This is a genomic window from Corallococcus sp. NCSPR001, assembly GCF_017309135.1.
Taxonomy (GTDB): domain Bacteria; phylum Myxococcota; class Myxococcia; order Myxococcales; family Myxococcaceae; genus Corallococcus.
The window spans coordinates 821342-843174 of the sequence record NZ_JAFIMS010000002.1; the positions used below are offsets into that span (position 1 = coordinate 821342).

Here is a 21833-nt window from a genome sequence, read left to right on the forward strand (position 1 = left end):
CACATGGGGGCGGGTTGTGTCAGGGTGCGCGCCGTGGAAATCCTGCAGCGGGCTCGGGTGGAGTGGTTCGCGGCGGCGGTGGGGCTCATGGTGGGCACGTCGATGGTGTTCGTGCCCTACGAGTTCGGCTCCGTCCTCTTCCAATACATCTATCCGCACATCCGGCTGCTGGGGAGCCTGTTCCTCGTCGGCGCGGGGCTGATGCTCATCGCGTTGATGTATCCGGCCTGGCCCGCCTTCGTGGGACAGGTGGGGCGCGCGTTGATGCTGTCCGCGATCGCGGTCTACTGGTGGGCGGTCTGCGTCCTGCCCGTCAGCCTCACGGGCACCGTCGTCTACCTGTTCCTGATGGCCCTGCTCGTCTTGGAGCGGCGCACCCTGCGCCGGGGACAGGGCCTGCTGTGGGTGTTCCTGGCCTGTGTGGCGGTGTCCTTCGGGCCGCTGATGCTCTGGGCGCCCCAGGACTTCGTGCGCTTCGCCCTGGCGTCGCTGGGGTCCTACGTCCGGTGGGTGGGGGTCCTCTTCCTGCTGATGGGGGCGCTGCTCGCGGTGGGGATGTGGCGCCGCGAGCCGCTCCCGTGCCGGGTGGCCCTGGGGGGCCTGTCGCTCTTGTTCCTGCACATGGTGATCGCGGTGGTGTCGCGGCGCTCGTGGTCGGGGATGAGCGTGTATGCCGTGATGGCGCTGGTGTGCGCGCTCCTGGCGGGCGGGCGCCGGTGGCCGGCCCTGGTGGGGGTGCGCTGGCGGCTGTTCCGCGGCATGGCGCTGGCGTCGATGCTGCCCATCCTGGGCGTGGGCGCGGTGGCGTCGTTCCTGGCGCAGAAGGCCCTGGAGACGGAGCTGCACGGCAAGGCGCGGCAGGCGGTGACCGTGGAGACCGCGTGGCTGGAGCAGACGGCCACCATGGCGAGCTCGATGTTGCGCGTGTACAGCCAGGGGCCGGGCTTCATCGCCCTGGTACGCGAGGGGAACCGCGAGGGCATGCGGGAGCGGCTGGAGCTGCTGGAGAGCCAGTCGGGCCTGTTCGACGCGGTCTGGTTGCTGGATGAATCCGGCGACACGCTGATGCCCTCCGCAAGGCTCGACTGGGTGAGCGGCAACGTCGGGTACCGGGCCTACTTCCAGGACGCGCTGAAGGGCGGCGCCCAGGTGCTGCTGTCGCGGCCCTTCCTCTCTCTCGCGAACCTGCCCTTCGTCGTGTTCACGGTGCCCATGAACCTGGGCGCGGGCCGGCGCGCCTTCCTGGTGGGCGCGCTGTCGCTGAAGCGGCTGGGGTTGCAGCCGGCGCTCGCGACGCCCGGCTACCACATGGAAATCTTCGACCGCCGCGATGGCAGCCTCCTGCGTGAGACGGAGCGGGGAAACGTGCTCACCCGGGCGCCGGTGCTGGACCTGGTCGGGCCGGACGCGCTGACGCGGGAGGGGCTCCTGGAGGTGTTCGACGACACGGGGCGCCGGGTGGTGGTGGCGCATGCGTCGGTGGAGGGCACGCCGTGGACGGTGGTGGTGACGGCGCGGCTGCGGGAGGCCTTCGCGCCGGTGACGCGCATGGGGGCGTGGGTGGTGGCCATCGCGGTGCTCGCGGGGGCCATCTCGCTGCTGCTGTCGCAGTGGGTGGGGCGGGACGTGGCACAGCGGCTGGAGACGCTGCGGGACGGCTTCGCCGTGCTGGGCACGCCGTCGGTGGAGCAGCGCGTGCAGGCGCGGGGCGATGATGAGATTGCCCAGCTCACCCTGGGCTTCAACGACATGGCGGCGCGCATCGACCGGACGCAGAAGGAGCTGCGCGAGGCCATCGCCATCCGGGACCAGTTCCTGTCCATGGCGAGCCACGAGTTGCGCACGCCGCTGACGCCCTTGAAGGCGACGCTGGACCTGCTCATCCGCCAGCTCGGGGCCGGGCAGGGGATGAACCCGGAGCGGCAGCGGGACACCATCGCCCGGCTGAACCGGCAGGTGGACCGGCTGACGCGGCTGATTGGCGACATGCTGGACGTGTCGCGGTTGCAGTCCGGGCGCTTCACGCTGACGGTGGCGCCCATGGACGTGGTGGCGCTGGCGCGCGAGGTGGTGGAGCGCATCCAGTCCACGCGCCCGGAGCGCGAGGGCTTGTTGTCCCTGGACGTCCCGGACGGGCCGCTCATGGGCCAGTGGGACGAGCAGCGACTGGAGCAACTCGTCACGAACCTGGTGGAGAACGCCCTGCGCTATTCGCCGCCGGGGACGCCGGTGGTCCTGCGGGTGCGCGAGGAGCCGGACGGGGTGCGGATGGAGGTGGAGGACCGGGGCATTGGCATTCCAGGGGAGAGCCTGCCGCAGCTCTTCACGCCCTTCTTCCGGGCGCGCAACGCGGCCGAGCACTACGCCGGGGGCCTGGGATTGGGCCTGGCCATCTGCCGCGAAATCGTGGAGCGCCACGGGGGCCGCATCGGCGCGCGGAGTGATGGGCCAGGCAAGGGAACGTGCTTCACGGTGTGGCTGCCCCGCTCGGCTGTCGCGGAAGCGGCCTGATACACGACAGGGGGCGTGCGGCGGTGACAACCGGACCGTGCGCTCCCGCCCCGGTTGTGTACTCTGACCTCGTGAGCATCCTGGAGCGCGCACGGGTGGAGTGGTTCGCGGCGGCGTTCGGGCTCGTCGTGGGCACCACGATGGTCTTCGTGCCCTACGAGTTCGGGGCCGCCATCTTCCAGGTCATCTACCCGTACGTCCGCCCGCTCGGCAGCCTGTTCCTGGTGGGGGCCGCGGCGATGCTCGCCTCGCGGCTCTACCCCACCTGGCCTCCGCTCGTGGGGTGGCTGGGCCGGGCGCTCTTCCTGGCCGCGGTGGCCTTCTACTGGTGGGCCGCCACCGTGCTGCCCGGGGGCCTCACGGGCTTCGTCCTGTACCCGCTGCTGGCGGGCTTCCTACTGCTGGAGCGGACCCGCCGCTTCCAGGAGCGGGGCCTCTTGTCGGCGCTCATCGCCTGCGTGGCGCTGAGCTTCGGCGGGTTGATGGTCCTCATCCCCGACAGCTTCATCCGCCTGTCGCTGCTGGCGTTCGGGCCGTCCATCCGGCTGATGGGCGGCGCCTTCCTGGCGACGGGGGCCCTGCTGGCGGTGGGGCTGTGGCGCGGCCACGAAAAGGCCTGCCGCATCGCCGCGGGCAGCTTGAGCGTCCTGTTCCTGAACATGACGCTCGCGCTGGGGTCGCGGCGCTCCTGGGCCGGGATGGGCGTGTACGCGGTGCTGTCCCTGTCCTGTCTGTTGTTGTGGAGGATGCGAGAAGTCCCGGCCCTGTCCGGCGTGCGCTGGCGGCTGTTCCGTGGCATGGCCCTGGCGTCGGTGCTGCCCATCCTGGGCGTGGGAGCCGTGACGTCCTACGTGGCCCAGCGGGCCATCACCGCGGAGCTGCGCGACAAGGCGCGGCAGGCGGTGCTGGCGGAGACCGCATGGCTGGAGCAGACGTCCGCCATGGCGCGCGCGCTCCTGCGCTCGCAGAGCCGGGACCCGGGCTTCATCGAGGCGGTGCGCACCGGGGACCGCAAGGAGATGTCCGAGCGGGTGGACCTGCTGGTCGACACCGGCCTGTTCGACGCGGCGTGGCTGCTGGACGCCAGCGGGGAGACCCTGGCGCCCTCCACGCGGCCCAACCGCTTCACCGGCAACTACGCGAGCCGGGAGTACTTCCAGCAGGCGCTGAACGGCGGCGACACGGTGTGGGTGTCGCGGCCCTTCCTCACCCGCGCGGAGCTGCCCTTCATCGTCTTCTCCACGCGGGTGGACCTGGGCGGCGGCCAGCGCGCGGTGCTGGTGGGCGGGCTGTCCCTGCGGCGGCTGGGCCTCCAGTCGACGCTGGCCTCGCGCAGCTACCACGTGGAGCTGTTCGACCGGCGCGACGGCATCCTGCTGCGCGATACGGACCGCGGCGGCGTGCTCACGCGGGCGCCGGTGCTGGGGCTGCTGCCCCCGGACGCGCTGGCGGCGCCGGAGGGCGTGCGGGAGACGTTCGATGAGCCCGGGCACCGCCTGCTGGTGGCGCACGCGCAGGTGCCGGACACCGAGTGGACGGTGGTGGTGACGGCGCGGCTGCGGGAAGCCTTCGCCCCGGTGACGCGCATGGGGGCGTGGGTGGTGGCCATCGCGGCGCTCGCGGGGGCCATCTCGCTGCTCCTGTCGCAGTGGGTGGGGCGGGACGTGGCTCAGCGGCTGGAGACGCTGCGGGACGGCTTCGCCGCGCTGGGCACGCCCGCCCGCGAGCAGCGGGTGCAGGCCCGGGGCGACGACGAGGTCGCGCAGCTGGCGGACGGCTTCAACGACATGGCGGCGCGCATCGACCGGACGCAGAAGGAGCTGCGCGAGGCCATCGCCATCCGGGACCAGTTCCTCTCCATGGCGAGCCACGAATTGCGCACGCCGCTGACGCCCTTGAAGGCGACCCTGGACCTGCTCATCCGCCAGTCGGAGTCCGGCGTGGGGCTGACGCCGGAGCGGCAGCGCGCCACCTTCGATCGGCTGACGCGGCAGGTGGACCGGCTGACGCGGCTGATTGGCGACATGCTGGACGTGTCGCGGTTGCAGTCCGGGAGATTCGCGCTGACGGTGGCGCCCATGGACCTGACGGCGTTGGCGCGCGAGGTGATGGAGCGCATCCAGTCCACGCGCCCGGAGCGCGAGGGCTTGTTGTCCCTGGACGTCCCGGAGGGGCCCCTGGTGGGCCGGTGGGACGAGCCGCGGTTGGATCAACTGCTGACGAACCTGGTGGAGAACGCCCTGCGCTATTCACCGCCGGGGACGCCGGTGTCCGTGCGGATACGCGAGGAGGACGGGCAGGTGCGGATGGACGTGGAGGACCGGGGCATCGGCATTCCAGGGGAGAGCCTGCCGCAGCTCTTCACGCCCTTCTTCCGCGCGCGCAACGCGGCCGAGCACTACGCCGGGGGCCTGGGCCTGGGCCTGGCCATCTGCCGCGAAATCGTGGAGCGCCACGGAGGCCGCATCCAGGCTCGCAGCGAGGGGCCGGGGAAGGGCACCTGCTTCACTGTGTGGCTGCCCCGCGCGGCCGTCGCGGACGCGGCCTGATGCGCTACGTGGAGGCAAGCCCCTGCGCGGCGCTGGCGCCGTACGTCCAGTGCTACTGGGCGCTGGAGCTGTCCGGCGCGGCGCCGGTGGGAGTGCACCGGGTGCTGCCGGATGGGTGCCTGGACATCCTGGTGGACCTGACGGACGGGGCGGGGCCGCGCATCGTGGGCGCGATGCGGACGGCGGAGGTGGTGCCGTTGTCCGCGCATGCGTCCTTCGTCGCGGTGCGCTTCCGGCCCGGGGGCGCGCAGCCATTCCTGCGGCTGCCCCTGCTGGAATTGACGGACGCGAAGGTGGCGCTGGGGGACCTCTGGCCGCGCGAGGCGCGCGAGTGGCGGGAGCGGCTGGGCGCGGTGGTGGGGACGGCGGCGCGCTTCGCCCTGCTGGAGCGGCTGCTGCTGGGCCGGCTGCCCGGGAAGGAGGGGGACGTGGGGGTGCGGCACGCGGTGGACCTCATCCTGGGGGCGAGGGGCCAGGTGCCGGTGCGTTCACTGGAGGAGGTGATGGGGGTGGGGGCGCGGCAGGTGGAGCGGCGCTTCCATGCGGCGGTGGGGCTGTCGCCGAAGGTGCTGTGCCGCATCGCGAGGATGCAGCACGCGGTGGCGCTGTCGCGGGAGCTGGAGGGCGCGGAGTGGGCGCTGGCGGCGGGGTACTACGACCAGGCGCACCAGGTGCGGGAATTCCGGGCGCTGACGGGGCTGACGCCAGGGGCGTACGTGCGCGAGCAGGCGGAGGTCGGATTCGTCCAATCGCAGGACGGGGCGGGTGCGTAAGGTGGGGATGTTCCCACTTCGAGGAGGCATCCCTTGTCCACCGCACCCCAGCAGGCCGAGCAGCACCACCGCATCGACTACATCGAGCTGCCCACGAAGGACATCGCGGAGGCGAAGCGCTTCTACGGCGCCGTGTTCGGCTGGAGGTTCGAGGACTACGGCCCGGACTACACGAGCTTCATGGACGGGCGGCTGAACGGAGGCTTCGACAAGGAGCGGGAAGTGTCGAAGGGCGGCGCGTTGCTGGTGCTGTATTCGAAGGACCTGGACGCGACGCTGGCGAAGGTGCGCGAGGCCGGAGGGCGCATCGTGAAGGACACGTTCTCCTTCCCCGGCGGCAAGCGCTTCCACTTCACCGACCCCACGGGCAACGAGCTGGCGGTATGGACGGAGCCTTGATGCGGTGAAGCCACCGTAAGGGCGGGGAGTGCCACGGTTCCCGCGAGCTGTCGCGGTCCCAACACTCCCGGTCCTCCCGGGACGGGCGGTGCGCGGGCGGGAGGGGGCGCGGAGTGATCCCGGATCGCTTGAGTTCCCGGCGCGCGGTAGAACCGGGCTGGCTCCTCCCTGGGAACGTCGCCCGTGCTCGCTACCATCAACGCCACCGTCCTCCACGTCAACGACACACCCGCGAGCCTCTATCTGGGGAGCTTCTCGCTGCGCCAGGCGGGCTACCACGTGCTGGAGGCGGTCACCGGAGGGGAGGCCCTGCGGGTCGCCTTCGATTCGCGCCCCGACGTCATCGTGCTCGACGTGAAGCTTCCCGACATGAGCGGCTACGACGTGTGCCGGCGCCTGAAGGAAGACCCGCGCACCCGCGAGATCGCCATCATCCACACCTCCGCCACCTTCATCACCGCGGAGAAGAAGGTCGCGGGCCTGCGCGCCGGCGCGGACGTCTACCTCACCCAGCCGTTCGACCCCGAGGAGCTCATCGCCACCGTCAACAGCGTCCTGCGCCTGCGGCGCGTGGAGCGCGAGGCCCTGGCGAACGCCGCCCGCCTGGAGGAGGCCGACCGCAAGAAGGACGAGTTCCTCGCCATGCTCGCCCACGAGCTGCGCAACCCGCTGGCCGCCATCTCCGTCGCGGTGCAGATGCTCGGGCAGAAGGACTCGAACGGCCTGTCCGAGGCCGACGCGCGCCGCCGCGACATCATCGAACGGCAGGTGAGCCACCTGCGCCACCTGGTGGACGACCTGCTCGACGTCAGCCGCATCACGCGCGGCAAGTACGCCCTGCGCCGCGGCCGGCTGGACCTCAACACCGTGTTGCAGCACGCGCTCGCCGCCGCGCGGCCCGTGATGGAGGAGCGCGGACTCATCCTGCGGGAGGCCCTCCCCACCGAGCCCTGCTGGGTGGACGGCGACCGGACGCGCCTGGAGCAGGTCTTCACCAATTTGCTCGACAACGCCTCCAAGTACTCACCCGAGGGCGGCGTCATCACCGTGGGCGCCCACGTGGCCGGGGACTCCCGCGTGCGCGTCTCCGTGCAGGACACCGGCATCGGCCTGCGGCCGGAGGACCAGGAGCACATCTTCGAGCTCTTCGCGCAGCTGAACGCGGGCCTCGCGCGCAGCCGGGGCGGACTGGGCATTGGCCTGACGCTGGTGCGCCACCTCGTGACCGAACACGGCGGCCAGGTGGAGGTCTTCAGCGCGGGGCCGGGCGAGGGGAGCACCTTCACCATCACGCTGCCGCTACTCACGGACGACGTGAGGCCGGAGGCCACCGTGGAGCGCATCGAGTCCCGCCGGGGCGAGTGGCGCATCCTCCTGGTCGACGACAACCCCGACGCGCGCGAGGGCTTGCGCGAGATGCTCCAGCTGTGGGGCCACACCGTCGAGGTCGCCTCGGACGGCCCGGAGGCGCTCGCCATGGCGACCCCTGGCACCTACGACGTCATCATCCTGGACATCGGCCTGCCGGGCCTGGACGGCTATCAGGTGGCGCAGGAGCTGCGCGGGCGCGTGGCGTCGGACGCGCACCTCATCGCGCTCACGGGCTATGGGACGCCGGGGGACCGGGCCCGCAGCGAGAAGGCGGGCTTCGACCTGCATCTGGTCAAGCCCGTGGAGTTGGTGGAGATCGGCCGGGTGCTCGCGCAGCTGGGGCCCGTGAAGCGAGGCACACGCCGCAGGTTCCAGGCGAAGAGCGCGTAGGACTTCACGCCCGGGGCTGGAGGCCGGCCGCGGGCTGCTCCGTGCCTCGCCTCGCCCACCGGTCGCGGATCCATGCCCGGGCGGGCTTCTCCACGCGCGCATGCGTGAGCACGCTCAAGCCCACCGAGCCCACGATGAACGCCACCACCGCCCAGGCGGACGTGGGCGGCTCACCCAGCCGCTTGAGCACGGACTTCCAGGCGAACAACACCGGCATGTGCAGGAGGAAGAGCGCGTGGCTCGCCTCCCCCAGCAGGCGCAGCGGCCGTGAAGCCAGCACCCGCGCCACGGCGCCCTGGCTCCGCGACAGCAGGAGGAACAGCGCCGCGAACACCGGCGCCAGCAGCCCGTTGTGCAGCAGCGGGAAGGGCAGCGCCGTGCTCACCGCGAGCGCCGCGATGACGCCCACGCACACCACCGCCAGCGCCACCGGACACGAGCGTTGCTCCGCGCCGTCCCGCAGCAGGAGGAAGCGCGCCGCGAGGATGCCCAGGATGAACTCCGGCAGCCGCGCCAGCGGGTTGAAGCGCAGCGCCAGCATCCACGGGCCGGAGTTGTAAGCGGACGCGGTGCCCCCGGTGTGGTCCGGATCCACCACCATGTAGAGGGCCGGGAACACCATCGAGGCGCCATACGCCACCGCCGCGCCCACCACGAGCGCCTTCGGCCCCAGCAGGCCCAGCCTCCCGGCCAGGAAGGGGAAGGCGGCGTAGAAGAACGCCCCCACCGCCACCGACCAGCCCGAGCCGTTCCACGCCATCGCGGTCCACGGCGTCCAGCTCTGGAGCAGCAGCGGCGTGACCACCAGCGCCTCCGCGTGCTCCATCCCCCTCCAGGGATCCACCGCCCACGTGTCGCGCAGCCCCTTGAGGTACGCGGGCGCGTCGAGCGCCAGGCCCAACGCATAGACGGGATAGATGCGCGCGAAGCGGTCCACCCAGAACGCCTTGCGTGCTTCGTACGTGTCTGGCGGCCGCTCCAGGTGGTTGTAGCCAAGGATGAAGCCCGACAGGACGAAGAAGAAGCCGATGCTCACGTACCCGCTGTCGAGCAGCCCATGCAGCCCCGGCGGCGCCTCCGTGCCGGTGAAGACCAGGTGATACACGTGGTAGGCGACGACGTGCGCGGTCGCGAGGAACCGCAGCCCGGTGAGTGCCTCCAGGTGCTGCCGGGAAGAAGCCATGAGGGCCACGAGTCTCGCAGGCCCGAGCGCGCCCCTCAATCAGGCCCGGTGCCATGGACCTGCTCAACCCCATCCACAACCGGAAGTCCCGCGCGAGGACGCGTACCGTAAAGCTCGCACGAAGGACCGCGAGGAAGGCTTCGAGCCGCCGGAGACGCGAAGACACTGGACAGGCCCGCCCGCCGGACGCGCAGTCCAAAAACCTGTCCGACAGTCGGACAGGTTTTCCCGCAAGAGGCCGCCAGCCGCACGGGCCCGCCAGTCAACGAGGTGGGCCTGCCGCGAGGGCGCACGCATCGCGAAGCAAAGCAGTGAACCGAGATGGTAGGTCGTGAGCGGACGGAAACAAGGGACCACGGACAGCACCCCTGCCGGGCGCGCAGTCCAGAAACCTGTCCGACACTCGGACAAGTCCGGACCCCATGAATCCGAGGTCACGCGCTTGTCGGACCACGGCAGTGAACCGCGACGCCGTGGATGCGCGGACGGCAATGAGGGAACACGGGCAGAGGTCCCTTCCGGGCGAGCAATCCAGAAACCTGTCCGACAGTCGGACAGGTTCGCACTATGTGGAGCCAGGGTCGTACGCCGTTCGGCTCTCAGTGGTTGGTCGCGATGCCGTGCGTGAGTGGGATGCGATACGGATCCACGGGCATCGGCCCCTCCGGGCGCGCAGTCCAAAAACCTGTCCGACAGTCGGACAGGCTCTCGCCATGTAGAGCCGAGGTCTCGCACCTGTCGGATCTCAGCGGTCGGCCGCGATGTCGTGCGTGTGCGGACAGCAGGACGGATCCACGACCAGGGCCGCCCGCCGGGCGCGCAGTCCAAAAACCTGTCCGACTGTCGGACGGGTTTTCGCCGCATCGGGCCTCGCGAACTTGTCCGACAGTCGGACAGGTTTTCGCCGCCCGGGGCTGGAGGGCGACCTCCTGGCTGGCAATGAGGCTGGTGGGGCCGCACGTCCATGTCAGACCCCTGTGGTTGGATGGCGATGCTGAAACGAGGAGGGGATGGGGATGGAACGGGGAGGGCTCGTGGCTTATGTGGAGGCGCAAATCGAGCGCGACATCGCGTTGGGACGACTGCACCCGAGCGGGCAATTCGGTCCCGAAGCGAAGCTGGCGCAGCGTTATGGGGTGAGCCGGGGCACCATCCGCGAAGCCCTGCGGCGGCTGGCGGCTCGAGGCCTCGTGGTTCAGCGCCCCGGACGCAGGACTCGCGCAGTGGCGCTGGATGAGTCGCTGATGCTGGAGAACCTGGGGTTGGCGCTACATGACGTGCGCTCCCCGCATGCCCGGTGGCTGCTGGAGGGCTACTTCAGCCTCAGGCGGCAGGTGCTGGTGGAGTTGCTGGTCGACTGCTGCGCGAAGGCTTCGGACCTCGACCTGGACCGGCTGGGGGGCTTGTGCTTCCAGCTCTGGAACGCGGCGCGCTGGGAGCCGGGAGCCGCCTGCGCCCACGTGGAGTTCGAGTTGCTGCGGCTGGCGGCCCGGGTGGCGGACCGTCCCGGACATGTGCTCCTCGTTCAGTCCCTGCAGCGGGCGTTCCTGGGAGGTGCCGCCCAACTGCTGCCGCTCCTGGGGGGAGAGGCGCTGCGCAAATGGGCCACCTGCGCGAGTGAAGCCCTTTCGGAGCGCAACGTGCAGGCGCTTCAGCACGAGCTGCCGGCGCTGATGAAGGCTTGCGATGAGCTGGTGCTGAATGCCTTCGCTCCCCTCCCCACGGAGCCTGTGTCTCCCGCGGCTCCATGCTCCCAGGAGGACCTTCTCAGTACCCCTGTGGCAGCCATCGCGCCGGACGATGCGCTGGGGGCACGGCCTTGCGTCCCGGAGAGCCCTCTCGGCGAGCCGGTGCAAGTCATCGGGCAGGAGAATGGGCTGGAGGCACGGCCCTTGGACGAGGAGCGCGGTTTCGGCGGTGTCGCGTCAGCCTCTGAGGGCTCTCAGGTGCTTGGGGTTGCCTCCTGCTTTCCAGTTGCGGCCCCTCAGCCCGGTAGCGGCGTGTCGTTGTCTCCAGCCGCCGCCGGGGTTCCCGAGCCATCACCCACCCCCGCCCATGGACACACGGGCATGGCGGGCGGTGCACCTCATGGCCGCCTCAGGCGGTGGGTGACCCGTCTCTGGCGGTCCATTGCGCACTCCCTGGGACGACCCGCCCCGTGTTCATGCGCTTCAGATGACCTGCTTAGAGATGCTCGGTGCCGGGGGATGCCGACGCACCTTTCACCGTCGCCTCTTCCGGACGCAGCTTCGCGCGCACGCGCGGGTCCAGCTTGAGGATGACCGCCTCCACCGCCTGCGCCTGGGAGTAGTCGCTGGCCGGCGTGAGCAGGAAGATGCCGACGGCCGCGTCGCCTCCCGCCGCCAGCGCCACCTTCCTCACGTGCGCGATGAGCTCCTGCTTGGAGTCCACCTGCCCCCGGCTGAAGGCCAGCTTGCCCAGCAACTGGTGCGAATACCCGTCCTTCACCTGGAGCAGGTGGGAGGTCATCTCGATGCCCTCCGGCAACGTCTCCTGCAGGAAGATGACCGATGCCACGTCCTTCACCGCCGCCGCCTGGGTGAGCACCTCGCGGTCGCGATCGGGCAGGTACTCGCCGTAGCCCCGGTACTCGTTCTGCTCCAGGGCCTTGCCGTGGAGATAGGTCGGACCCGAGCAGCCCAGGACTGCAAAGGCGCCCACCACGAGGGAAAGACAGACAGGTCGAAGGTTCATGCCCTGGCCGTCTAACACACCGCGCGAGTGCGCTCCTGAACGCACGGTGTGCCCTTTCGTGCACGAAGCTGGAAATGGAGCCCCGGGCTCCGGCGTAGAACGGGCCACATGCTCAGCCTGCGCAACCTGGTGAAGGTGTATCCGGGCCCGGTGACGGCCCTTCGTGGCGTGGACCTGGAGGTCCCCAAGGGGATGTTCGGGCTGCTCGGGCCCAACGGCGCGGGCAAGTCCACGCTGATGAAGATCCTCTCCGGCCTGCTGGAGCCGACCTCTGGCGAGGTGACGCTCGACGGCCTGGACCTCGTGCGCCACCCGGAGGCGCTGCGCCCGCACCTGGGCTACCTGCCACAGGAGTTCGGCTTCTATCCGTACCTCTCCGGCCAGGACATGCTGCGCTATCTGCTGGAGCTCAAGGGCGTCACCGCGCCGCAGGGGCTGAAGGCCCTGTGCGCCCAGCTGCTGGAGCGCGTGAACCTCACCTTCGCGGCGAAGCGCAAGGTGAAGGAGTACTCCGGCGGCATGCGGCAGCGGCTGGGAATCGCGCAGGCGCTGGCCGGCGATCCGAAGCTCCTCATCGTGGACGAGCCCACCGCGGGCCTGGACCCCGAGGAGCGACAGCGCTTCTACCGGCTGCTCGCGGAGATGGCCCATGAGCGCACGGTGCTCCTGTCCACGCACATCGTGGAGGACGTGGCCATGCTCTGTCCCCGCTTCGCCGTCATCCGCCACGGCCGCGTGATGGCCATCACCAGCCCCACCGAGGCGAAGGCCGCCCTCCAGGACACCCTCTTCGAGGGCACCGTCCCCCCGGCCGACATGGCCGCCTTCCAGCAGGCCTGGCGCGTCACCCAGGCCGTGCTCTTCGAGGGCAAGAACCGCGTGCGCATCCACGCCGCCCCGGGCACGCCCGTGCCCCCGGGCTTCGAGCGCACGCCGCCCACGCTGGAGGACGCCTACCTCCTCCTGATGAAGGACGCGCCCGAGTCCAAGGCTCCAGCGTCCGCCCCGGCGGTGGGCGCGTGAACGCGGCCCGGCTATGGCGTGTGGCGCGCACCGAGTGGCGCCACCAGACACGGCGCCCCTTGTTCTGGGTGCTGCTCGTGCTGCTGGTGCTGGTGGTGTGGGGCGTGTCCTCCGGCAACGTCACCATCGACGCGGGCAGCACGGAGGTGGGCGGCAAGAAGGCGTGGATCACCAGCGCCTTCGCTGTCGCGCAGACGGTGCTGCTGCTCACCTTCATGCTGTTCACCTTCTTCGTGTCCGTGGGCGCGGGCATGTCCGTCATCTCCGACGACGAGGCCCGCGTGCAGCCCATCCTGCACACCTCGCCGCTGACGCCCGCGGAGTACGTGTGGGGCAAGTTCGCGGGCGTGCTGGGCGCGTATGTGCTGGCGCTCGGGTGGATGATGGGGCTGCTCGTCTTCTTCCACCACGTCGTCCCGGCGGGCGCGGACGCGGAGTTCCGCGGGCCCTTCGCGTGGGGGAACTACGTGGGCGGCGCGGTGTGGTTCGGCCTGCCGCTCATCGTCTTCATGGCGGGCGCGGCCTTCGCCACGGGCGAGCGCACGCGCCGCGCGGTGCCGGTGTACTTCCTGCCGGTGGGGCTGTTCTTCCTCTGCGCGTTCTTCCTCTGGGATTGGTCCCCCGGCTGGCTGGATCCGCGCGTGAACCGGTTCCTGATGGCGCTGGACCCCGGCGGCTTCCGGTGGCTCACGGAGACGTGGATCAAGGTGGACCGGGGCGTGGACTTCTACAACACGCAGCCCGTGGGCCTGGACGCCCTCTTCGTCACCAGCCGCTTCGTGCTCATGGCCCTGGGCCTGGGCGCGGTGGCCTGGAGCGAACGCCACTTCCGCCGCGCGCTCCGGGGCGAGGTGCGCACGAAGACCCCTCGCAAGGGCGCGGTCATCGACGCGCCTCCCGCGCAGGTGGCGCTGTCGCACGCGGAGGCCCCGCTGTCCGCGCTGCGCATGGGCGTGCGTCCGCCGGGCTTCTGGACGGGGCTGTGGACGGTGACGCGCGCGGAAGGGCGGGGCCTCTTGTCGCAGCCGGGGCTCTACCTGTTCCTGCCGCTCCTGGTGTTCCAGATGGTGTCTCAGGGGTACACGGCGGTGGGCCCCTTCGACACGCGCGTGCTGCTGGTGCCCGGCCGCTTCGCGGTGCAGACGATGGGGCAGGCGTCCGTGCTCGTGTGTCTGTTGTTGATGTTCTACGTGGTGGAGTCGCTGGAGCGCGAGCAGGCCTCCCACTTCGCGCCCATCCACGACGCGACGCCGGTGCGCACGCTGTCGGTGCTGCTGGGCAAGGCGCTGGCGAACAGCTTGGTGGCGGTGGCGCTGCTCACGGCCATGGCGCTCGCGGGCACGCTGGTGCAGGTGTCCCAGGGCACGGTGCCGCTGTCGCTGACGCCGTATGTCCTGGTGTGGGGGCTGTTGCTGTTCCCCACCTTCCTCCTGTGGACGGGCTTCATCCTGGCCGCGCGCGCGGTGACGGGCGGCCGCTTCGGCACCTACGCGCTGGCCCTGGCCGCGCTGGGCCTCACCGGCTACGTCGCCGTGCGAGGCGACCTCACCTGGGTGACGAACTGGCCCCTGTGGGACGCGGTCCGGTGGACCGACCTGGGCGCCTTCCAGGTGGACCGCGCCGCGCTGGTGCTCAACCGCGTGGCCGCGCTGGGCGGGGCCGTCTTCTTCACGGCGCTGGCGGTGCGCCTGGACGGCCGCCGTGTCCGCGACCCGGTGACGACGCTGGAGGGACTGAAGCCCTCGGGCCTCGGGCGCGGGCTGTGGCGGCTCTCTCCGTATCTGGCGGTGCCGGTGGTGGCGCTGGCGTGGCTGGGCATCCTCGTGTCGCAGGGCCACCAGGGCGCGGCGGCGAAGAAGCGCGCGAAGGAGTACTGGCAGAAGAACCTGGCCACGTGGAAGGACGCGCCGCAGCCCATGCTGGCGGACGTGGACCTGGACGTGGACCTGGAGCCGGAGGCGAGCGCCTTCCGCATGAAGGGCACGTACACGCTGATGAACCGGCACGCCGTGGCGCTGCCGCGCTTCGCCTTGAGCGGCGGCGACAGCTGGACGGACGTGCGCTGGACGCTGGACGGGAAGGACGTGACGCCGGAGGACCGCGCCGGGCTGTATGTCTTCACGCCAGCCACGCCGCTGCCCCCCGGCGCGAAGGTGACGGTGGGCTTCCAGTACGCGGGCCACGTGCCGGCGGGCGTGTCCCGCGCGGGCGGCGCGTTCAAGGAGTTCATCCTCCCGTCCGGCGCGGTGCTCACCAGCGAGACGACCACGTTCGCGCCGGTGGTGGGCTACGAGGAGGAGCGTGGCATCGACCCGAAGGAGAACAAGTACGAGCCGCGCGTGTACCCGGATGACTTCTACGAAGGGCCGACGGAGTCCGCCTGGGGCAGCAACATGCCGTTCCCGTTCCGGATCCGCGTGAGCGGCCCGGAGGCCTACACGCTCAACTCCGTGGGCGTGCGCGAGAGCGACTCGGTGAAGGACGGCCGGCGCACCACCGTGTGGCGCAGCGATTACCCGGTGAGCTTCTTCAACGTCATCGCGGGGAGGTGGACCCGCGTGGACGGCGCGGGCACGGTGGTGTTCCACGACCCCGCGCACGGCTACAACGTGCCGGAGATGATGCGGGGGCTGGAGGCGGCGCGCCGGTACTACTCGGAGTGGTTCCACCCGTTCCCCTGGGCGGAGCTGAAGCTGTCCGAGTTCGCCGGCCTGGACAACTACGCGCAGGGCTTCCCCACGGACATCACGTTCTCGGAGTCCATCGGGTTCCTCACGCGCACGACGCCGGAGTCGAACGCGGTGCTGCTCGTCACCGCGCACGAGGCCGCGCACCAGTGGTGGGGCAACCTGCTCATCCCCGGCAAGGGGCCCGGCGGCAACGTGCTGTCGGAGGGCATGTCGCACTACTCGGCCCTGAAGCTCATCGAGCAGTTGGATGGGCAGGAGGCCCGCCGGCAGACCGCGAAGCGCATGGAGGAGCGCTACGGCAAGGGCCGGCGCGTGGACGCGGAGCAGCCGCTGGTGAAGCTGGACGGCTCGCGCGACGGCGACACCGTGGTCCTCTACGAGAAGGGCGGCTGGACGTTCTGGATGCTGGAGGACCTGATGGGCCGCGACGCGATGCACGCGGGGCTCCAGGCCTTCCTGAAGCACTCCATGAACAACGCCGACCATCCGGTGCTGCAGGACTTCATCGCGGTGATGCGCCCGTTCGCGCCATCCCCCGAGGCGTTCGACCGCTTCACCCGGCAGGCCTTCTTCGAGGTCGTGGTGCCCGAGTACCGCGTCACCGACGCGCGCGTGACGAAGGACGGCGGCCAGTGGGTGACCACGGCGACGGTGACGAACGTGGGCACGGGCCGCATGCCGGTGGAGGTGACGGTGACGAAGGCCGGGGAGTCCGCCGCGCCCCTGGGGACCGCGGCGGCCGTGACGCGCGTGGAGCCCGGGGCCGGTGAGGCCGTGCAGGTGACGCTGCGCTCGGAGTTCGAACCGGAGCGGTTGCTGGTGGATCCGGACGTGCGCGTGCTCCAGCTGCGCCGCGAGCAGGCCCAGGCGAAGCTCTCGCCGCCGTGACACGGTGACATGCGTGTCCCTTCGTGCCGGGGACACGTTGTCACGCTGTCAGACGTCACCGTCGCGGTGCTCCCTCTGTGAGCAGGCTGGCACATCGATTGCGATGGGTGTCCTCCGCATGACGGACCTTGGGGGTCCGGCTTCATGACGGGGTTCATCACATGGTCGCGATGAAGTGGGTGCTGGGTGTGTCGTGGGTGTTCGTGTCGGCGGCGGCGTTCGCGGAGGAGGGCGTCACCACGGGGTCGTTCCCGGTGGAGCGGCGCAACGTGGTGACGGTGTCCATCCCCCTCCAGAGCCTGGGGCAGGTGTCGCTGGAGGGAGAGCGCGTGCTGGGGGAGCGCTTCTCCGTGGGGCTGGGCGTGTCCGCGACCTTCAGCCACGACCGGACGCGGTTCGAGGAGGAGGCGCTCACCGGGAGGGAGGGCTACAACCGCACGTTCTATCAGTTCGGCCTGGCGCCCTCGGCGCGCTTCTACCTGACGGGCCGGGCCCCCGAAGGACTGTGGCTGTCACCGCGCCTGGAGGTGGGCGTGGGCCGGAGCTCCAACTGGACGCTGGGGGCCCTCTCCGGAACCCCGGAGCCCGAGGAGCAACACACGGACAACTGGTCCCTGGGGGGCATGGCGGTCCTGGGCTACACCGTGGTGGTGGATCCCGGCTTCACGGTGCAGGGCGGCGTGGGGCTCGGGGCCCGGCGCGACGTGCTCGCCTATGACACCCTCCGGCTGGGCGAGGGCGGCATGACGGAGTGGGTGCCGGTCCACCAGTCGTCGTGGAACCTCACCCAGCGCATCGTGGTCAACCTGGGCTGGGCCTTCTGAGGTCAGGGCCCGTGCGCCCGGGTGCTCACGGTCCACGGCGTGCGAGTGGTGTCCACCCACAGCAGCTGGAGGTCCCAGCTTCCGGGCGCGGCGCCGGGCGTGTCGGTGGCGACGGCGAAGACGCGCGTGTCCGGCTGGGGCGTCACGGAGAAGCTCGTGCGCGGCGCGCGGTTGGCGTCGTTGGATGGCACCACGCCCAGCGTGACGGTGCCACCAGCAGGCAGCGGCAGGCCGTCCTGCGCGGTGGCGGAGGCGAAGGGCACGTCCAGGAAGGGCGCGTCCGGCAGCACTCGGCGCTCCGAGCCCAGTGGGCCCACGTCCACGGCGGGCGTGTCCGCCGCGGCGTGCACCCAGCGCAGGCGCAGGTTGGACGGGTCGCTCGCGAAGCGGTCCGTGAGGGGCAACAGCGTGAAGGCGGACGCCGCCGGCCGGGGCGGCGCGAGGTAGCCCGCGGCGACCATCAGGTAGCGCTCGCCCGGGACGAGCGTGGGCGTCGTCGCCGTCACCACCGGCGGGCTCATGGGACGCTCCGTCCCGGCCGCGGAGGCGAAGAAGTCCAGCGTGTACGCGCCCGGAGGTACCTGGAGCGGCGAGGACAACGCGCCGTAGGAGAGGCCTCCGGCCAGCTCGTGGTCGCTGGCGAAGAGGTCCAGCGCGGGCGCGTCCGGTGACGCGTGCAGCACGTACACCGTGGGGTTCTGCCGGAGGATGGCCAGCGTGCCGTCGCGGCCCGCGGTGAGCAGCGAGAAGCCGTCGCCCGCGCGCGCGGGGGCGGACATCAGGCCGGTGGCGACGATGAGCGTGTCCGTGCCAGAGCCGGCCGCGGGCACGGTGAAGGACGTCAGCGCCTGGCCGCCCGCGCGCAGGCCCACCTGGAACGCGGTGCCTGAAGGCAGCACCTGGGCCGCTTCGCCAGAGTCCTGGAAGCGCGCGAGCGACTCCACCTCCACCGAGCCGTCATTGCCCAGGTCCACGTCCACCGTCGGCGCGTCCGTGCCGGCGTTGACGACGCGCACGCGCGTCTGGCCACCGTCGGCCGGGACGGTGTTGTCGCGCAAGAGCAGCGCGCGCATCGCCGCGTTGGAGTCCGGAGAGCCAAAGGCCCCCGCGGTCACCACCGTCCAGCGCGTGCCGGCCTCCATGCCCACCCGCTGGGACACGACGGGCGCGGAGCCCGCCGCCGAGCCCGTGGGCCGCAGCTCCACGGTGACGGCGCCCGCGTCACGCGTGAGGTAGGCCGTGGTGGCGCCATACGCCACGGCCCGGGCCACCGGCGTGGGGTCGCCCGCGAGGTAGACGTCCATCGCGGGAGCGCCCGGCGCGGCCTGCACGATGCGCAGCTGGGCCTGGGTCGGCGGGACGAGCACCGGCCCGTCCTGCGTGGGAGGCGTGTTGGAGTCCTCCGCCGAGCCGCCGCCGCACGCGGGCGCGAACACCCCCAGCGACGTGAGCGCGACGACGAGCAGTGTCTTCCCCCGCATCCAGGCCATGTCGAAGTCCCCCTCTCCGGCGGGCCGCGGACGCGGCTCGGCACCGATGTCGACAGGGGTAAGGGTGGGCATCACCCCCACGCGGGCGAACCCCCACGCGAGGGCCACTGTCCGCCCGCGACGTTGTGCACCGGCGCACGTCGCAAGTCCCGGGCATCACGGGCGCGGAGGCTTTCGTGAAGACGCGGAGTGCGATCACTGGCCGCCGCGGCGCGGCATCGAGCAGGGCGGCCGCCCGGGCCATCCCCTGTTCAAAACGCGTCATCGCGCGCGGATGCCGGAGAACACGACGGCGCTGGTAGGGTCGGTGGCACCATGAACCTCGCGTCCCTTCCGCTCATCGTGTCCCTGCTCGCGGCGCAGACGCCCGCGCCGGCGCCGTCGAAGACGCCCCCCGCGCCGGCCGCCGCCGCGAAGGCCCCCTCCGCCGTCCCCGGAATCGCCCCGCTGCCCGGCCTGCCCAACCTGTGGGTGAGCGGCGTGCCCGCGGTGCCGCCCGCGCTCTCCCAGCGCGTGCAGCAGTACCTGGAGTCCCGCTCCGCGCAGCTGCTGGACGTGAGCGCGGATGGCCAGCAGGTGCTCATCTCCACGCGCTTCGCGGACGTCAACCAACTGCACCTGGTGGAGATGCCGCTGGGTGCGCGCACGCAGCTCACCTTCACGAAGGAGCCCATCAACCGGGCGCGCTTCCTGCCGGGCAACCCGCAGGTCATCTTCTACCTGCAGGACACGGGCGGCGGAGAGTTCTACCAGGTGCTCAAGCTGGACCGGCGCACGGGCCGCTCGGAGCTGCTGACGGACGGCAAGAGCCGGCATGAGGAGCTGGTGGTGTCCAGGGACGGGCGCTGGCTCGCGTACGCGGGCACGGGGCGCAACGGCAAGGACACCGACGTGTACGTGGCGCCCACGGACAATCCCAAGCAGGCGAAGCGGGTGACGGAGGTGGAGGGCAGCTGGGCGCCGCTGGAGTTCTCCCAGGACGGCTCCAAGCTGCTGGTGCGCCAGTTCCGCGCGGCGGACGACGCGGACCTGAGCGTGGTGGACGTGAAGACGAACACGCGCACGCAGCTCACGCCCAAGGAGGGCAAGGGCAGCGTGGACGCCGCCGTCTTCACGCACGACGGGCAGGGCGTGTACGTGGCCACGGACCGCTACAGCGACTTCGCGGAGGTGTACCGGCTGCCGCTCACGGGCGCGCCCCCGGCCGCGCCGCCGTCGCTGACGAAGTCGGTGCGCTGGAACGTGCAGCACCTGGAGCTTTCCCCGGACGGCCGCAAGCTGGCGGTGGCCATCAACGAGGAGGGCTTCGGCAAGCTGTACCTGCTGGACACGCGCACGCAGGCGCTGTCGCCGGTGGAGACGCCGCGCGGGGTGCTTTCGCAGGTCCGCTTCCCGCACAAGCGGTCGGACCGCGTGGCGTTCTCGCTGACGTCGGCGCGCGTGCCGCTGGACATCTTCACGGTGGACCTGGGCACGAAGAAGACCACGCGCTGGACGCGCTCGGAGGTGGGCGGGTTGGATCCGGAGACGTTCGTGGAGCCGGAGTTGGTGCGCTACCCGTCCACGGACGGCGTGAAGGTGCCGGCGTTCCTGTACCTGCCGAAGAACGCGAAGGGGAAGGTGCCGGTGGTGGTGATGTTCCACGGCGGCCCGGAGGGCCAGAGCCAGCCCATCTTCAGCGCGCAGACGCAGCTGATGGTGACGGAGCTGGGCATGGCGGTGCTGCTGCCCAACGTGCGCGGCTCGGAGGGGTACGGCAAGGCGTACCGCGCCATGGATGACGGCGTGAAGCGCGAGGCGAGCCTGGCGGACATCGGTGCCACGCTGGACTTCGTCGCCTCCCGGCCGGAGCTGGACGCGGCGCGGGTGGGCATCTACGGCGGCTCGTACGGCGGCTACATGACGCTGGCGACGGCGGCGTTCTTCCCGGACCGCATCAAGGCGGCGGTGGACGTGGTGGGCATCTCGTCGCTGCCGTCGTTCCTGCAGAACACGCAGGCGTACCGGCGGGACTTGCGCCGCGCGGAGTACGGCGACGAGCGCGTTCCGGAGGTGCGCAAGGTGCAGGAGCGCATCTCGCCGCTGGGGTCGGTGGACAAGATTCGCGCGGCGCTCTTCGTGCAGCAGGGGGCCAACGACCCGCGCGTGCCGCAGTCGGAGGCGGAGCAGATCGTCCAGGCGGTGCGCAAGAAGGGCTCGGACGTCTGGTACCTGCTGGCCACGGACGAGGGGCACGGGTTCCAGAAGAAGACCAACCGGGACATGGCCCAGACGACGGCGCTGATGTTCTTCGAGAAGCACCTGCAGGGCCCGGCGGCAGGGCAGGGGAGCGGGGCAGCGGGCGGAAAGTAGCCCCCACTTCGAAGAGCCCCGGCCGCCGCCGGTATGTCGGCGGCCGGGGGCCGTTACACATTGTCCATGTCAGCGAGGGGAGTCCTATCCATGAAGCGCAGCAGCCAGTCATTGCGTCGCGGTGTGGGAGTGTTGGCGGTACTCGCGGGGGTGGGCGGTGCGTGGGCGTCCTCGGAGCAGGACCAGATGGGCTTCAGCGTGGCGCGGACGCAGTTCAACCTGCGGGTCACGCCGGACAACGTCACGGGGCCCGAGTTCCAGGTGTCCCGTCTTCCAGGCGAGCTGCGAGGCCGCGTGGCGGACGCCCCGGTGACGCTGAAGCTGGAGGACGAGAAGGTGAAGGGCAACATCGGGAGCTCGGTGGTGAACCTGGACGTGAAGAAGGAAGGCGACGCGGTGAAGGCGAAGGGCGGCTTCTATGGGCGCCCGGTGAACCTGACGCTGTCGCCGCGGGAGTTGACGGTGTACGTGCGCGACTGCACGTACCGGCTGAAGGCGAAGGAGGAGGGCCGCACCTACGAGGGCAAGCGCAGCTGCGACCGCTCGTTCATGCCGCCCACGGTCATCACGCTGCCGGACGCCTTCCTCGCGGCCTCGCCCGCGGAGCAGGCGACGCTGCTGCTGCTGGCGCTGTAGGCTCCGCCTGAACCCGCGCGGGCTCAGCCTCCTCATCGC

Annotated in this window: 14 protein-coding genes; 11 read left to right on the forward strand and 3 right to left on the reverse strand. The window is 71.1% G+C overall.

Going from position 1 to position 21833, the window contains the following annotated elements:
• Positions 1–33: 33 nt before the first annotated feature.
• From JYJ93_RS05420 to JYJ93_RS05440, 5 genes are all read left to right on the forward strand, one after another.
• Complete coding sequence (locus JYJ93_RS05420) at positions 34–2511, forward strand: sensor histidine kinase (protein ID WP_269012865.1); 2478 nt, start codon at positions 34–36, stop codon at positions 2509–2511.
• A 71-nt stretch (positions 2512–2582) separates the two neighbouring features.
• Positions 2583–5060, forward strand: coding sequence for a sensor histidine kinase (locus JYJ93_RS05425; protein WP_269012864.1), 2478 nt, complete (start codon positions 2583–2585; stop codon positions 5058–5060).
• Positions 5060–5833: a helix-turn-helix domain-containing protein gene (locus JYJ93_RS05430; protein ID WP_206787031.1), complete on the forward strand. Its 774-nt coding sequence runs from the start codon at positions 5060–5062 to the stop codon at positions 5831–5833. Before JYJ93_RS05425 ends, JYJ93_RS05430 begins: the two co-directional genes overlap by 1 nt.
• 33 nt (positions 5834–5866) lie before the next feature.
• Entirely contained in the window at positions 5867–6232 is a 366-nt protein-coding gene (locus JYJ93_RS05435) for a VOC family protein (protein WP_206787033.1), read from the forward strand.
• A 183-nt stretch (positions 6233–6415) separates the two neighbouring features.
• Positions 6416–7993, forward strand: coding sequence for a response regulator (locus JYJ93_RS05440; RefSeq protein ID WP_206787035.1), 1578 nt, complete (start codon positions 6416–6418; stop codon positions 7991–7993).
• Between the two features lie 4 nt (positions 7994–7997).
• On the opposite strand, the gene JYJ93_RS05445 is transcribed toward JYJ93_RS05440, so the two are convergent.
• Positions 7998–9176, reverse strand: a complete 1179-nt coding sequence (locus JYJ93_RS05445; protein ID WP_206787036.1) for an acyltransferase — start codon at positions 9174–9176, stop codon at positions 7998–8000.
• 1010 nt (positions 9177–10186) lie between these two features.
• Here JYJ93_RS05445 and JYJ93_RS05450 point away from each other — a divergent pair.
• Positions 10187–11452, forward strand: a complete 1266-nt coding sequence (locus JYJ93_RS05450) for a GntR family transcriptional regulator (protein ID WP_206787037.1) — start codon at positions 10187–10189, stop codon at positions 11450–11452.
• On the opposite strand, the gene JYJ93_RS05455 is transcribed toward JYJ93_RS05450, so the two are convergent.
• Positions 11361–11891, reverse strand: a complete 531-nt coding sequence (locus JYJ93_RS05455; RefSeq protein ID WP_206787038.1) for a hypothetical protein — start codon at positions 11889–11891, stop codon at positions 11361–11363. The two genes, JYJ93_RS05450 and JYJ93_RS05455, sit on opposite strands and share 92 nt — an antisense overlap.
• A gap of 108 nt (positions 11892–11999) precedes the next feature.
• Here JYJ93_RS05455 and JYJ93_RS05460 point away from each other — a divergent pair, with 108 nt between their 5' ends.
• The 3 genes from JYJ93_RS05460 (at position 12000) to JYJ93_RS05470 (ending at position 17316) form a co-directional block, all read left to right on the forward strand.
• Positions 12000–12914, forward strand: a complete 915-nt coding sequence (locus tag JYJ93_RS05460; RefSeq protein ID WP_206787039.1) for an ABC transporter ATP-binding protein — start codon at positions 12000–12002, stop codon at positions 12912–12914.
• Between the two features lie 20 nt (positions 12915–12934).
• Positions 12935–16492 (forward strand): M1 family aminopeptidase, encoded by a 3558-nt coding sequence (locus JYJ93_RS40770; protein WP_206787040.1) that lies wholly within the window; start codon positions 12935–12937, stop codon positions 16490–16492.
• A 161-nt stretch (positions 16493–16653) separates the two neighbouring features.
• Positions 16654–17316, forward strand: a complete 663-nt coding sequence (locus tag JYJ93_RS05470; RefSeq protein WP_206787041.1) for an autotransporter outer membrane beta-barrel domain-containing protein — start codon at positions 16654–16656, stop codon at positions 17314–17316.
• Between the two features lie 2 nt (positions 17317–17318).
• Here JYJ93_RS05470 and JYJ93_RS05475 read toward each other — a convergent pair whose 3' ends face one another.
• Entirely contained in the window at positions 17319–18806 is a 1488-nt protein-coding gene (locus tag JYJ93_RS05475) for a DUF4397 domain-containing protein (protein ID WP_206787042.1), read from the reverse strand.
• A gap of 315 nt (positions 18807–19121) precedes the next feature.
• On the opposite strand from JYJ93_RS05475, the gene JYJ93_RS05480 reads away from it, so the two are divergent.
• Both JYJ93_RS05480 and JYJ93_RS05485 read left to right on the forward strand, forming a co-directional pair.
• Positions 19122–21158: an alpha/beta fold hydrolase gene (locus JYJ93_RS05480; protein WP_206787044.1), complete on the forward strand. Its 2037-nt coding sequence runs from the start codon at positions 19122–19124 to the stop codon at positions 21156–21158.
• Positions 21159–21248: 90 nt separating this feature from the next.
• On the forward strand, positions 21249–21794 hold the full coding sequence (locus JYJ93_RS05485; protein ID WP_206787046.1) for a hypothetical protein: 546 nt from the start codon (positions 21249–21251) through the stop codon (positions 21792–21794).
• Positions 21795–21833 lie beyond the last annotated feature (39 nt).